Genomic DNA, 13,256 nt, shown 5'->3' with positions numbered 1-13,256 from the left:
ATATAGGGGTAACACGCAAGGGGTATAAATACTTTTCCTATCCAGATTTTACACACTGCTTAAAATAGTAAGCAAAAAACGGAAAATCACAGGCTCGTCAGTAACTCTATCAGCCCATGCTTGGTCGGAACCTTCGCGAACTTCTCGGGGTCCTTTATCTTCAGGAGGAGCGGGACGTCGCCGAAGAGCCTGAGGACCTTCCCGAAGGGTATGGCGCCCTCTCCGGGCAGGAGGTGGAGGTCACCGACGCCGTAGGCGAGCGCGTCCTCGGGCTCAACCTGTGGGAAGAGCTTTCCGAAGTTGTCGTGTATCATGAGTATTATCGTCTTGTCGGTTCCCAGTTTCACGTCCTCGAGGAGCTTGTCCCCGTCGCCCTGGGCGCTCAGGAAGGCGTGGGCCACGTCGAGGGCGAAGCCGACGTTTTCCCTGTCAACGTTGTCGACCACGTAGAGCGTGTCCTTGACGCTGAAGGTGTTCTCGAGGGCTATCTTTATGCCGAACGGTGCGACCATGTCGGCGAGCTGTTGAATTGCTTCTATCTCGAGGTCGAGCCGCCCCGTTCTCCCGCTCTGCATGACTATGACCTTGGTCCCGAGCTTTATCGCCACGTCCGCCACGGCCCTCGCGACGCGGAAGTGCCTCGTGTAGTAGATGTTGTCGCGGAGGTTCACGGAGGTGGGCATCCTGACGATGTAGTCGATACCAACTCCCCGGAGCGTGGTCTCGACCTTTCTGAGCTTGTTCTCCCTTACGACGCCGTTCATTATGAGACCGAGCGTGTGGGGGAATATTGACACGAAGTCGTAGTTCTTCACTTTAACGTCCGCCAGCACCGAGGCGAGGGTCTTGTCCTTTGTGACGAGGTGCGGGTAAATCGTTACTCCTATCTGCATAACACCACCCAAGGATAGTTGAACGCCGGATATAAAAGCTTACCGAGGGGCAGGTTTAAAAGTCAGGGGGATAGATATGGATGGGTGAGTGGATGAGAGAGAACATCTGGAAGTACGTCGCCGCGGTTCTCACGCTCCTCCTCGCGGCGTCGAGCGTGGCAGTCGTTCTTCTCTACATGCAGAACTCCGAGCTGAGGAATTACACTCCCCCGTACACAAACGTAACGGGCAACGTAACGAGCACGGTGATGGTTGGGGGTCCATCCAACGCGAGCTGTAACTCCACGGCCTATCTACTCCAGATAAACGAACTTCAAAAGCAGATCGATTTTCTGAAGGCCCAGCTCAGAAACCAGAATCAACCCGGAGGCAACGCCACGATAGCCGTGGTTCCAATCTTTGGCCTCATAGACGAGTACACCGCCCTCAACGTCGTCCCCGTGCTCAGGAATATTGCCAGAAACGATTCCATCGCGGGAGTCGTCCTCTGGGTGGAGAGCCCCGGTGGCTACGTGGGTCCGGTGAGAGAGATATACTCCACGGTTAGAAAGCTCGACCTCGTCAAGCCTGTCGTCGCATACACGGGTGGGATGGCGGCCTCGGGCGGTTACTACATAGCCGTCGGCGCCGAGAGGATAATAGCCGACCCCCTGGCCGAGGTCGGGAGCATCGGCGTCATCTACGTCCACTACGACCTCCAGGGAAACTACGAGATGCAGGGGATAAAGGTCGAGGTCTTCAAGACGGGGCCCTACAAGGACATGGGGGCGGAATGGCGCGGCCTGACCGACGAGGAGAAGGCCATGATAAGCGAGACGGTCAACACGTACTTCCAGGCTTTCCTCCAGGCGGTTAGCAGCGGCAGGGGCATGAGCCTCAACGAGACGAAGAGATACGCCACAGGAAGGACGTGGTTTGCAATGAACGTCACGGGAAGCCTGGTCGACGGGACGGGCGATCTGGACCACGCCGTTGATGTCCTCGAGGGGATCCTCAACGTCACGAACGCGAGGGTGGTAATCTACAACGGCCCCACACCATCCCACTTCGGGATATTCGGGAGCACCGCCCTGCTCCTTGACCCGAGGTACGTCAACGCGTATTTAAGGGGGTGAGTTCATGCTCTGCGAGGAGAAGCTCGAGGTGTTCGAAAACGGGTTCGAGGACGGGAGGTTCAAGCTTAGGATCGAGTTCTACGGAAAGGACGCGAGAAGGCTTCTCCTTGCCATCATCAGGGAGCTTTACCTTCCGGACTACGGGGAGGGCTACGTCTACCCCTTCGAGTGCGCCAGGGAGTTCTGGGGGATCTACATGGACGCGGCGGAGATAAAGGCCGGGGAGTTCACGCCCAGCCCCGTGAAGTTCCTCAACCGGAGCATCGTCAACAGGCTAAAGAAGGCTCTGGAGGAGATAAACGCTCCCCGGGAAGTCAAGGAGAGTATAGACATTGAAAAAGCCGAGGTTCACAGGCTTAAGGGGGGTTTGCTGGCCATCGGAAGGGACTTCGTCCTCGACGAGGGGAGGAAGGTCCTCGTGACCTTCAACAAGCCGAGTGCCCGGGAGCTTGTACTCAAATACCTGGGGATGCTGGATGGAGCTTGAAGCCGGGATCTGGATAGCGGTTTCGCTGGTAGTCCTCTACCTCGTGTGGGAGACGGTCAGCCCAATCCTCTCCCCCATCATCTTAGCCGTGACGCTCGCCTACATCCTCTACCCCCTCCACGAGCGGCTGGCCGAGAGAACGGGCAACAGGGGAGCGGCACTTATCATGACGGCCGTCCTCACGATTCTGACGTTCCTCTTCATAATAGGCTTCGCCCTCTGGATAAACGACGTCAAGAGCTCCTTAGCCTACTACACCAGCGCCTTCTTCCGGTGGCTCCTCACCCTGAACCTTCCCCCCTCGATCTACGAGCTCTTCCAGAAGCTCGCCGAGGACATCCCGAAGCGCTTTGAGGAGTACGTGCTCGGCTACACCTACTCCCTGCCGAAGCTCGCCCTCCAGGCTATAGTCATGGTCTTCGCCTTCTACGGTATGCTCGTCAACGCCCGGTCCATAAAACGTGAGGTGTACTCACTCCTTCCGCCCGAGAATAAAGAGCTCGCGATGAAGCTCCTGGAAAAGGCCGGGCAGACCCTCCACAACCTCCTCCGTAGCTGGCTGGTCATCAGTATCCTCAAGGGCATCCTCACTTCCCTCGGCTTCATACTCTTCGGCCTCGCGGGTCCGGGAGGTGCCATAGCGGCGGGTATATTCACGATCGTCTTTGAGCTCCTGCCCGTCCTGGGTGGATGGGTGGTCTGGCTCGCAGGGGTAATCTACCTCTTCAACGGCGGCAACGTCCTCGAGGCCATCCTTTTCTCCCTCTACGGAATAGCCTTCATCTCGCCTCTCCCCGATGTACTCCTAAGGCCCAGGCTCGGAACGAGGGAAAAAGGGGTCAACGCCCTCGTGTCTCTAATCGGAATCTTCGGCGGCTATTTAGCGTTTGGGTTCGTGGGGGTAATAATCGGCCCCGTGGCCCTCTCGCTCCTGGCGACCCTCGTCGAGGAGTGGAAGGAGATCAAGGCGAAAAGCGCCCGATAAAGGAAGCAACCGCCACCGCGTCCCTTGTCTCTTTAACGTCGTGCGTCCTGACGATGTTCGCACCCTTGAGGACGGCTATCGCTGTTGCCGACAGGCTCCCCGCGAGTCTCTCCGCCGGGTCCTTCCTTCCGGTTATCGCCCCGATGAAGGACTTCCTCGATACCCCGACGAGTATCGGCCTTCCGAAGGTCTTCAGAAGGTTCATGTTGGCTATGACCTTTGAATCCCACTCGTACCAGGGCGGCCACTCCGGGCGGAGGAAGCCTATGGCAGGGTCAACCGCCACCTCCTCGATACCGTGCTTTTCGGCTACGGTTATGCTCCCCTTCAGGAACTCCATCACCGTTCCAACCGGGTCGCTGAAGTCCCGCACCTCCCCGTGGGCGCAGAGCACGACCGGGGCCCCGTACTCCCTGGCCACCTCTGCCATTCTTGGATCTCCCTTCAGACCCGTGACGTCGTTTATCACGTTCGCTCCCGCGTTTAACGCCTCCTCGGCAACCCTCGCGCTGGTCGTGTCTATACTTACCGGGACATCGACCTGGTCTCTGATGGCCTTAACGGCCCAGACCGCCCGTCTTATCTCCTCCTCCACCGGGATCTGGGTCTCGAGGTAGGGCGCCGTCGACTTGGCCCCGACGTCTATGAAAGATGCCGTTCTGGTTAGCCGTAACTTTTGTAAACATCATTACGGCCAACCTTCCACCCTCCCATCTTCATCGGGTGGCTTTCGGGGGGAACGGGCACTCCCCACATCTTCAGGGCTCTCAAGCGGATGTTCCAGCTCCCAACAACGTCCCTATCAGCCTCAAAACCACACTCACACTTCACCCGCCGGTACCCATTCGGGCTTAACTTTCCCCCACATACCGGGCACCGGGAAGAAGTGTAAGCCGGATCAACAAAAACAACACTCACGCCCCTCAACTTCGCCTTGTACTCGATGATTGACTGCAACTTTCGGAAACTCCAGCGGTGAAGCCTCCCGTTCATTTCAGCCGAATACCTTATCGAATCCCGAATGTTCGTCAAGTCCTCCAAAGCTATTCCACCGTATTCCTCCGCCAGTTCAACAATCTTATTCGCTATTTTGTGGTACAAGTCGTTCAGCCTGTTCTTTTCTCTTCCCCCATACTTCTCGAGGAGTTTCTCCCGCTTCTTGCCTGCCCTAAACTTCTTCTGAATCCTCCGCCTCTTCAGGAAGTAACCCGTCCTGATTTCACGCTCATGAGTGATGATTTGCACGAACTCACCATCCGGGAGGCTCAGGGTTACATTGTTCTCGTTCAGGTCAACGCCGACGAAAGTCTTTGCTTCTCCAACTTCAACTTCCGTGGAGAAGACGACGTTCACGAAGACGCCTTTTGGGGTTTTAACCAACCAGGCCTGCCCAACCTTCCAGCCCCGGAACTTCTCGTGGTACCTTGCGGGGTAAAACTCCAGCGAAATCCTCCCGTTAGGAGTGGAGAGTTTTATTATCTTTCCGTCGAGGTCGAGCTTGAAGAGATGATCATCGAGCATTATGACTTCCTTCCTGAAGACTGGCCTCCCCTTTGCCTTTCCCTTTTTGTTTCTTTTGCGGTAACTCTTGTAGATTGCCGTTGCCATCTGGCAGGCCGTGTAAAGGTAGTGGCTTGGTAGTTCCGGGTACTCTTTGCGAAGGCTCTTGTAAGTCTCCTTTTTCAGCCGGTAGAAGCTGGTGATGTTGTTTTCGTGAGCGTGGGTGATGAGGGTGTTCACTATTTCACGGTAAGTTTGGAATAGACCATCTAACCCGTCTGGAATCTCTTTGAGCTTGAATTTTGCGGTGAGTTTAATCGTTTCATTCGGCATTTTCGAGTTCCTTTCTTGTTTTCTTAATCCAATCTTTTATTGCTTCCTCAACTGCAATGCTTAGGACTCCCCTCTTGTTCCCATAGCGTTCTTTGGCCAGCCTTTTGAATTCTTCAAGCGTTTCACTGTCGATGACAAAAGTCGCTTTAGGCATTACTAACACCCGTCAAGGGAATACTAAGTTGTAGTATTTAAACCTTGCGGTGATGATTTTCATCGTCCCTGACGCTCCCCTTGTAGAAGCTCTCGGGTGAGACGTTGATGACGCCCATTATCCTCGGCTCGGTAAGGTCGACTCCAGCGAACTTCACCGCAACCACTGAGCTGGAATGGTCGCTGGGTATAAAAGGGCTTTCGCCCTTCAATCTCCGGTGGTGTCATGATAATCCGGACTCCGCGAAGGCTTCACCTCGGCCTCATAGACCCGTCGGCCACCCTCGGAAGGCGCTTCGGAAGCCTTGGGGTGGCGCTCGAGGGAGGCTACGAGGTCAGGATCGTCGAGGGCGAGGGGCTTGAGATAATCGCCCGGGGCGAGGACAGGGAGACCATCGAGTTCACCGTGAAGAGGATGAACTCCGCCTACGAAACGGGTGTGAACTACACAGTCGAGGTCAGGAAAGCCATCCCGAGGCACGTAGGCCTTGGTTCCACGACCCAGCTCAGCCTGGCCGTCGCGACCGGAATAGCCCGGCTCAATAACCTGGACGTCTCAGTTGAGGAGCTCGCGCGGGTTCTCGGAAGGGGGAAGAATGGCGGCGCCGGCATCTACTCCTTCGCCCACGGCGGCTTCGTGGTGGACGGCGGGAGCAGGAGCGGTATCCCGCCGCTGATATTCCGCGAGGACTTTCCGGCCGGATGGGCTTTCCTCCTCATCATCCCGGAGCTCAAGCCAGGATTCAACGAGGAGGAGGAAAAGCCCGTGATGGAGGGGGTCACGGGCAGGGCGGACGTTGCAATGGAGATAAGCCATCGGATCCTGCTCGGTCTCCTCCCGGCGTTGAAGGAGCGGGACATCAGGGCATTCGGTGAGCACCTGTCCGCGATACAGAGGCTCGTTGGGAAGCACTTCGAGCCCTACCAGGGCGGCGAGTTCAGGGAGGACGTAAAGCTTATACTCGATTTTCTGGCGGAGAAAACCTACGGTTACGGCCAGAGCTCCTGGGGACCGACGGTCTACGGCCTCATACGGCGGGGCGAGTTCCAGGGGCTGAGCGTGGAGGCCGTTGATTTCCTCAGGGACCAGGGCTTAAAGGCCAGGGTTGAGCTCGGCCTCCCGAACAACCGGGGAGCTGAGGTGGTGGGCGAGAACGCCTTCCTCGAGAGGCTGATAAGGAACGTGGCGGGTGAGTGAGGTGACCCTCGACCGCTTCATCCGGGTGGGGTACAGATCCGACGATGAGAAGATCCGGGAGCTCGTGGACATCCTCGGCGATCTCGGACTCGACTGCGCCAGGACGATCGAGGAGAGGGTCGACCTCCAGTTCGACGCCCTGAGGAACCTCCGCGAGAATCTGAAGAACGACGGGCTCTTCATCAGGCTCGTCCTTGCCAACGCCCTCGTCAGCTACCAGCTCAGCGGTAAGGGCGAGGACTGGTGGTGGGAGTTCTCGAGGTACTTCTCGGAGAACCCGCCGGAAGAAGGTATCTCCCGGGCCTATTCCCGTTTCCTGCCCGTCTCGAGGACGAACCGCAGGCTCGTCGCGGGGAAGGTGAGGAGACTCGAGAGGGTCGAGCCGTTCGTTGACTCGCTGTCTCTTGACGACCTGAGGGACTACTACTTCGGCGGGATGGAGCGCCTGCGCGACGACCTCGCGAAGGCCCTCAACTCAAGGAGAAGCGCCAAGACTGTGGTCTTCGCGGTGAAGATGTTCGGTTACGCGGGCAGGATAGCCTTCGGGAAGTTCGTGCCCTACCCGATGGCCATCGAGATACCCGAAGACGTCAGGATAAACTCCTACACGAGGCGCTTCACGGCCGAACCGCCCGTGAGCTTCTGGCGGAGAATCGCGGAGAAGACGAGAATCCCGCCGCTCCACATCGACTCGATCCTCTGGCCCGTCCTCGGCGGAAAGGAGGAGGTTCTGCGGAGACTGAGGGAGAACTGCCGGGAATGGGAGGAGGTTCTGAGGCTGGCCGAGCTTTGAATTCCACTTTAGCCGTTGATACCACTTCCCCCTTGATTTTGGTTTTGACCTCTCCGCTATCCAAAGCAGGGTGAGACCTTGCCTGAATCCCCGAACTCGGATTGGAGTTCGGGATGCGCTCCAACTAAATCAGCAAAATTTTTATACTCCACGTGTTAGTTCCACTTGGGGGTTCTCCCCAATATCGCAGCGGGAGGTAAGTCCATGCTCTGGGGATTTCGGCTTGAGTTTAAAGGGAGCCTTCGAACCAAGAAGCTCTGGGTCATACTTGGGATCATGATGTTACTGTACATACCGGGGTTTTACATCCAGAAATCCGGAGGAGTTGAGGTAGAAACCGTTCAAGAGGCCATTTCAACCCTCATAGGCAGTATAAACGGGCTTGGTGGATTTTTTATCTCCATACTTGCCCTGCTAATAGGCGCCACCGCGATAAACAGCGAGATAGAGAAGGGAACGCTCCGCGTTGCCATGAGCAAACCCGTAACGAGGCTGGGGTACATCGGCGGTAAGTTCCTTGCCCACACGGTGGTCGTGGCGCTGGCCATCCTCCTGACAACCCTCGTTGGGGTACTCGGCCTGGCGTGGCTCGGCGCCCCCATGAACGGCCAGCTCATCACCGACTCCCTCCTGTTCAACGGTTTATTGCTTCTGGCGATGGTGCAGTTGGTGGCTCTCGGATACATCATCTCGACGACGGTGAAATCCTCCAGTAACGCCCTCGGCGTGGCCCTGATCATCTTTTTCATAGTCTTCATGACAGTACCTGCAATAGTTCAGTACATGGCTGCCAAGGATACCCTGATAGGGGACCACCCCGACCTCGAGGCCTATCAGGCGAAGTACAAGGAGTACCAGACAAAATACCTGTTCTATATCCCGACAACCCAGATAGACGTCATAGTAAGCGATGCCAACAGGATTACAGGGGAAGCCGGAGACCTGAGGGTGGAGTACCGTGGAATCGGCAGGGCCATCCGAGAGAACCCCGTCAACGTCGGCATACTGCTCGGCCTCACCCTCGTCTACCTCGGCCTCGCGTTCTACCGCTTCCTCCGCATGGACCTGAGGTGATAGCATGATCAGGATTGAGAACCTCGTCAAGACTTACGGAAGCGTTCGCGCTCTGGATGGCCTCAGCCTCGAGGTAAAAGCCGGCCAGGTATACGGCTTCCTCGGGCCCAACGGGGCCGGGAAGAGCACCACCATCCTGAGCACGCTCGGCCTCATATTTCCCCGGGAGGGGAAGATCCAGCTCTTCGATACGGAGGTGTTCAACGGCGGGAAGTTCAACGAGGGGGAGCTCGTCAGGGCGAAGGCCAGAATCGGTTACATGCCCGAGCACGCCACGCTCTGGGACTTCCTCACGCCTGTTCAGACCCTTGATACGATAGCCGACGCCTTCGGGATACCAAAGGCCGAACGAGGGAAGCGCATCGAGGAACTCCTCAAGGAACTTAACATCTGGGAGTACAGGAACAGGAAGGTCGGCAAGTTCTCGAAGGGGATGAGACAGCGCGTCCTCCTCGCCCAGGCGCTCATCAACGACCCGGAGCTCCTAATCCTCGACGAGCCGATGACGGGCCTCGACCCGAAGGGGATAGCCGAATTCAAGGACGTGATAAGGGAGCAGAGGAAGGCCGGCAAGACGGTTTTCTTCTCGAGCCACATCCTCGCCCACGTGGAGGAGGTGTGCGACACCGTCGGGGTCATAGTCAAGGGGAGGCTACGCGTGGAGGGCAACCTCGACGCCATTAAACGGAGGTTCCTGACGAAGGCGGGCTACACCGTGATCCTCGAAACGAACGTCCCGGTTGACTTCAGCGGGGTGGAGTGGACGGTTACGCCGCTGGGGGACAGGAAGTACCGCATTGTGGCCGCGGATGACATCAGGGAAGAGGTCTACGACTTCGTGGTGAAGCGGGGCGCGAAGATCCTCGCAATGCAGGTGAAGGAGCCCAGCCTCGAGGAGATATTCCTCGAGATGGTGGGATGAACCCCTCACCTTTTTTTCGTTTCGCACGTCCTTAGAATCGTGCCAGAGGCCTTTGAGTCCCCCTTTTCAATGACCTGGGGGTACGATAGTTGGAAGGGAAAACGGACTAAACCCTCGCCCTCTCGAACTCCTCCTTTCCCTCCAGAGGCTTCGTCGCGTCCACCCCCCACTTGGTCGTCATGCTCCTATCTGCGGAGGGGTCGAGGGAGCTGCCCCGAGCGTTCGGGATGAGGATTAAGTCCCTGTCGGCCTGGAAGCGCGTCGCTATCGCCCACTCCACCTCGCGGTCGTCGTAGATATCGATGTCATCGTCAACCACAACGACGTGCTTGAGGCTCGGGTGCCCCGCGAAAGCCGCCAGAATCGCGTTCTTGCCGTCGCCGTCGTGCTGCTTGGTGATGGAGACGATGGCGTGGAGCCACATGGCGCCGCCCTCTGTGAGCCTGACACCGTGAACCCTCGGCACGACCCGCTTGACGCTCTCGTATATCTGCGGCTCCTTTGGGAGGCCCATCAGCATGTAGTGCTCGTAACCGCCCGACAGGAGGGCGTGGAAGACGGGATCATCAACGTGGTGCATCCTCTCGAAGACGACCACGGGCTGTTTTCTCACGCGGTCGTAGGTTCCGGTTATGTCGACGAAGGGGCCCTCGTCCGTCAGCTCGGGGAGTATCCTCGCCTCGAAGACGAACTCCGTCTCGACCGGCACGGGAATCCCCTTGAGCTCGAAGACCTCGAGGGGCCTTCCAAAGGCCATCTCGCTCATCGCCGAGGCTATCTCCAGCTCGCTCGTCCCGTAGGCCACGCTCGTCCCCCCCGCCAGGAGGATGTGCACGGGGTTTCCCACGATTATCCGAACGTCCAGCTCTTCCCCGCGCTCCGCCTTCTCCTTCCACATCGCGTAGAGGTGCCGCGGGACGAGCCTTATGGCGGCCCTTCTCTCATCGATCACCATCATCCTGTGGAAGGAGATGTTCACGAATCCATCGTCGTCCTTCGCCACGACCATGGCGGAGGTGAAGTACTGGCCCCCGTCCTTGGGATAGTACCTCGGGACCGGGAGCTCCCGGAGGGAGAAGTCCGCCGTGGAGTTCGCCATGAACGGCGCTCTCTCGACGGTCCTGCAGGGTCTCGGGTTCTCCATGGCCCCTGCTATGAGATGGAGGAGGTTCTCCTTTTTGGTTCCAAGGTAGGACGCTATCCGCTCCCTCGTGCTCCAGATGTTCCCCGCGACCGTCCAGCCGTCCACATCTTTGAACAGAACCGGCCTGTCCTTATACTTCAGCAGGTATCTGGTTATCTCGAGCTCCTTGCTCACGGGCTCTTCCACGATGACCGTTTCCTCAAAACCCTCGACGATTTCCCTCAGCATTTCACCACCCCATGTCCATGTTCCAAAACGCCTATAAAGTCTTTTTCCAAACTCCCGTTGATTGGCATGCCCATGGTGGTCCTTCGCATCCCCGACGGCTCGGCGCTGGTTAAGGTCGAGAAGGCCGACCCCCAGCTCTACTTCAAGATATACGACCTGTTGAGTTACCGGAAGGACTTCGGGAAGTGGGAGAAGCCCGAGAGCCTCTACGACCCCTACGAGCGGACATTCCCCGTGGGCCTCCTCCCGAGGGTCAAGAAGTTCCTTAACTCCAGGGGTTACCGCGTCAGGGTTAAGGACGAGCGGCAGGTCAGGGGGGTAAAGCTCAACTCCACGTGGAACGGGGCCTACGCCCTCAGGCGCTATCAGGAACGTGCCGTTAGGAAGGCCCTGCGCGAGAGGATGGGGGTTCTATCGCTCCCCGTGGGAAGCGGGAAAACCGTGGTGGGCCTGCGCATAATCCACGAACTCGACCTCTCGGCCTTGATAGTTGTTCACACCAAGGAGCTCCTCTACCAGTGGGCCGACAAGGTGAGGGAAGTCCTGGGCGTCGAACCGGGAATAGTGGGGGACAACAGGTGGGAGGAGCGCGGCGTCACGGTCGCCATGATACAGACACTCCTCTCCCGGGGGGCGGATAAGCTCCGGAACGACTACGCGGTGGTGATGTTCGACGAGTGCCACAGGACCTCGGCCGCGGAGAAGTTCTACAGGCTCGGCCTTTCGCTCCCCCAGGCCTACCGTTTCGGGCTCTCGGCGACGCCGTGGAGGCGCGTTCGCGGTGAGGAGATAAAGATAGAGGCCGTCGTCGGCCCGACGATATTCGAGGTCAAAGCGGAGGACATGATACGGGAGCGGTTCCTCGCGAGGCCACGCTTCGAGGTGATAACCTACGAATCGAAGATGCCGTCCTTCAGCGAGCGCTACAAGGAGCTCTACGAGGAGATGGTGATGAACAACGACGAGAGGAACCGGGCCATAGTGGAGAAGGCCGTCGAGCTCGCGAGGAAGGGACACCGCGTCCTCATAGACGTCAGGCGCATAGAGCATGGCAAGATCCTCAAGGAGATGCTCGAAAAGGAGGGTGTAAAGGCGGAGTTCCTGAGTTCTCAGAGCCCCAACAGGTGGGGCATTCTGGAGGACTTCAAGGAGGGTAAGATCCCGGTTCTTATCTCCACGCTCCTCAAGGAGGGCGTCGATATACCCGAGATCTCCGCGATAATCCTTGCCGGAGGCGGGAAGAGCGACATAATGACGATCCAGACTATAGGTCGCGCCCTGAGGCCGAAGAAGGGGATGAAGGCCGTTATAGTTGACGTCCAGGACGACGACCCCCTGCTCTTCACGCACTTCATCGAGAGACAGAAGGCCCTCAAGCAGTACTACGGGAAGTACTACGACTCAGAGCTCGAGGAGGACGTCCCCGAGAAGGGCCGCCCTCGCAAGCGCCCGTGAGTAGCGTTCGAAGAGGTCGCGCCGGGCTTTCTTAAGTCCCCTCTCGTCCACCTCAAATTTTATCCCTGGATACTCCATGTGCCAGAGGATCAAGCCCTCGGGGGGCGCTGGTGGTATTTTCTTTCTGTATTCACCGGCGAGCATCTTCTCAACCTCTTCGGGCTCCATCAGGCCGAGGCCGCAGAAGCGGAGGGCGTTCACGATTCTCCTCGCCATCTCCCAGAGGAAACTCCGTCCCTCGAGCTCCACCACGTAGTAACCCTGGCGCTTCGTAACCCCGACCCCCGTTAACTCCCTCACCGGGTCCTTCCCGGGTTCCAGCCTCGCGAAGGCCGAGAAGTCGTGCCTCCCGACGAAGAGGGCGGCGCACTCCTCCATTCTCTCAACGTCAAAGCCCTCATCGACGAGGTAATAGCGGTAGGTCTTCGATCTCGCCCGAAAGCGGGGATGAAAGTCCCCCGGAACCTCCGCAACGCCCAGAACCCAGGCGTCCCTCAGGTGGTGGTTGAGAACCTCCGCCCTGACGAGGTCGGGTCTATTTTCGGTATCAAAGGCCACGACGTTGAAGAACGCCGAGACGCCCCTGTCCGTCCGCGATGCGCCCTTGAAGTTTGAGCTCCCCGCGTCGCTTATTACCCCGAGTTTTGAGAGGACCCTTATCAGTTCCCCCTCGACCGTCCTGACGTCGGGCTGTCTCTGGAAGCCGTAGAACGCGGTCCCATCGTAGGCTATCCTGAGCGCGAACCTCATGGTCGCTGAATCACGCTGTGGGTATAAATGTCTTTCCCGTCCCGGTGCGGGCTTTGTAACATCGCCAAATTACTTTGCAAAAGTAAACCATAATTTTGGACTCAATCCAACCACTGCTGGAAAAGATTGATAAAGTCCCCTGATTACCTGAATATGGGGGTGATAAGATGGAGGGAATCCTGGACGTGGAGATACTCGCGAACGTCACGAACTTCGAGATCATGTG

Annotated in this window: 13 protein-coding genes and 2 pseudogenes; 8 read left to right on the top strand and 7 right to left on the bottom strand. The window is 57.9% G+C overall.

Features of this window, described 5'->3' with window-relative positions; translation table 11 throughout:
- Nucleotides 1-86: 86 nt before the first annotated feature.
- On the bottom strand, nt 87-893 hold the full coding sequence (locus A3L02_RS09510) for a sugar phosphate isomerase/epimerase family protein (protein WP_088863685.1): 807 nt from the start codon (nt 891-893) through the stop codon (nt 87-89).
- Between the two features lie 92 nt (nt 894-985).
- Here A3L02_RS09510 and sppA point away from each other — a divergent pair, with 92 nt between their 5' ends.
- Genes sppA through A3L02_RS09495 form a run of 3 tightly spaced genes read left to right on the top strand, consistent with a single transcriptional unit; the run spans nt 986 to nt 3,480 of the window.
- A complete protein-coding gene (sppA, locus tag A3L02_RS09505) occupies nt 986-2,008 on the top strand; it encodes a signal peptide peptidase SppA (RefSeq protein ID WP_088863684.1) in 1,023 nt (340 codons plus the stop codon).
- A 4-nt stretch (nt 2,009-2,012) separates the two neighbouring features.
- Nucleotides 2,013-2,495: a PH1570 family protein gene (locus A3L02_RS09500; protein WP_088863683.1), complete on the top strand. Its 483-nt coding sequence runs from the start codon at nt 2,013-2,015 to the stop codon at nt 2,493-2,495.
- The gene (locus tag A3L02_RS09495) at nt 2,485-3,480 is read left to right on the top strand and encodes an AI-2E family transporter (RefSeq protein WP_088863682.1); all 996 of its coding nucleotides are present in this window, start codon (nt 2,485-2,487) and stop codon (nt 3,478-3,480) included. The genes A3L02_RS09500 and A3L02_RS09495 overlap by 11 nt, the downstream gene beginning before the upstream one ends.
- Here the strand turns inward: A3L02_RS09495 and folP are convergent.
- The 4 genes and pseudogenes from folP to A3L02_RS10270 form a co-directional block, all read right to left on the bottom strand.
- Nucleotides 3,458-4,135 (bottom strand): annotated as a pseudogene (folP, locus tag A3L02_RS09490) (dihydropteroate synthase); the annotation flags it as partial. The gene A3L02_RS09495 and the pseudogene folP overlap by 23 nt on opposite strands.
- A gap of 8 nt (nt 4,136-4,143) precedes the next feature.
- Nucleotides 4,144-5,313, bottom strand: a complete 1,170-nt coding sequence (locus tag A3L02_RS09485) for an RNA-guided endonuclease InsQ/TnpB family protein (protein ID WP_088863680.1) — start codon at nt 5,311-5,313, stop codon at nt 4,144-4,146.
- Nucleotides 5,303-5,476: a hypothetical protein gene (locus A3L02_RS10275; RefSeq protein WP_157895711.1), complete on the bottom strand. Its 174-nt coding sequence runs from the start codon at nt 5,474-5,476 to the stop codon at nt 5,303-5,305. Before A3L02_RS10275 ends, A3L02_RS09485 begins: the two co-directional genes overlap by 11 nt.
- 49 nt (nt 5,477-5,525) lie before the next feature.
- Nucleotides 5,526-5,624: pseudogene (locus A3L02_RS10270) on the bottom strand (dihydropteroate synthase); the annotation flags it as partial.
- Nucleotides 5,625-5,692: 68 nt separating this feature from the next.
- Between A3L02_RS10270 and A3L02_RS09480 the strand changes: the two are divergent.
- The 4 genes from A3L02_RS09480 (at nt 5,693) to A3L02_RS09465 (ending at nt 9,453) form a co-directional block, all read left to right on the top strand.
- Nucleotides 5,693-6,664, top strand: coding sequence for a beta-ribofuranosylaminobenzene 5'-phosphate synthase family protein (locus tag A3L02_RS09480; RefSeq protein ID WP_088863679.1), 972 nt, complete (start codon nt 5,693-5,695; stop codon nt 6,662-6,664).
- A 1-nt stretch (nt 6,665) separates the two neighbouring features.
- Nucleotides 6,666-7,457 (top strand): N-glycosylase/DNA lyase, encoded by a 792-nt coding sequence (locus A3L02_RS09475; RefSeq protein ID WP_088863678.1) that lies wholly within the window; start codon nt 6,666-6,668, stop codon nt 7,455-7,457.
- Nucleotides 7,458-7,661: 204 nt separating this feature from the next.
- Nucleotides 7,662-8,531, top strand: a complete 870-nt coding sequence (locus A3L02_RS09470; protein WP_088863677.1) for an ABC transporter permease subunit — start codon at nt 7,662-7,664, stop codon at nt 8,529-8,531.
- A 4-nt stretch (nt 8,532-8,535) separates the two neighbouring features.
- On the top strand, nt 8,536-9,453 hold the full coding sequence (locus A3L02_RS09465) for an ABC transporter ATP-binding protein (RefSeq protein WP_088863676.1): 918 nt from the start codon (nt 8,536-8,538) through the stop codon (nt 9,451-9,453).
- A 106-nt stretch (nt 9,454-9,559) separates the two neighbouring features.
- On the opposite strand, the gene A3L02_RS09460 is transcribed toward A3L02_RS09465, so the two are convergent.
- On the bottom strand, nt 9,560-10,825 hold the full coding sequence (locus A3L02_RS09460) for a UbiD family decarboxylase (protein ID WP_088863675.1): 1,266 nt from the start codon (nt 10,823-10,825) through the stop codon (nt 9,560-9,562).
- Nucleotides 10,826-10,897: 72 nt separating this feature from the next.
- Here A3L02_RS09460 and A3L02_RS09455 point away from each other — a divergent pair, with 72 nt between their 5' ends.
- Nucleotides 10,898-12,280 (top strand): DEAD/DEAH box helicase, encoded by a 1,383-nt coding sequence (locus A3L02_RS09455; protein WP_088863880.1) that lies wholly within the window; start codon nt 10,898-10,900, stop codon nt 12,278-12,280.
- Here the strand turns inward: A3L02_RS09455 and truA are convergent.
- Nucleotides 12,227-13,030, bottom strand: a complete 804-nt coding sequence (truA, locus tag A3L02_RS09450) for a tRNA pseudouridine(38-40) synthase TruA (RefSeq protein WP_088863674.1) — start codon at nt 13,028-13,030, stop codon at nt 12,227-12,229. The genes A3L02_RS09455 and truA overlap by 54 nt on opposite strands.
- Nucleotides 13,031-13,256: the final 226 nt, after the last annotated feature.

It is taken from the genome of Thermococcus celer Vu 13 = JCM 8558 (genome assembly GCF_002214365.1).
Taxonomy (GTDB): domain Archaea; phylum Methanobacteriota_B; class Thermococci; order Thermococcales; family Thermococcaceae; genus Thermococcus; species Thermococcus celer.
This window is presented reverse-complemented; position numbering and strand designations above follow the sequence as displayed.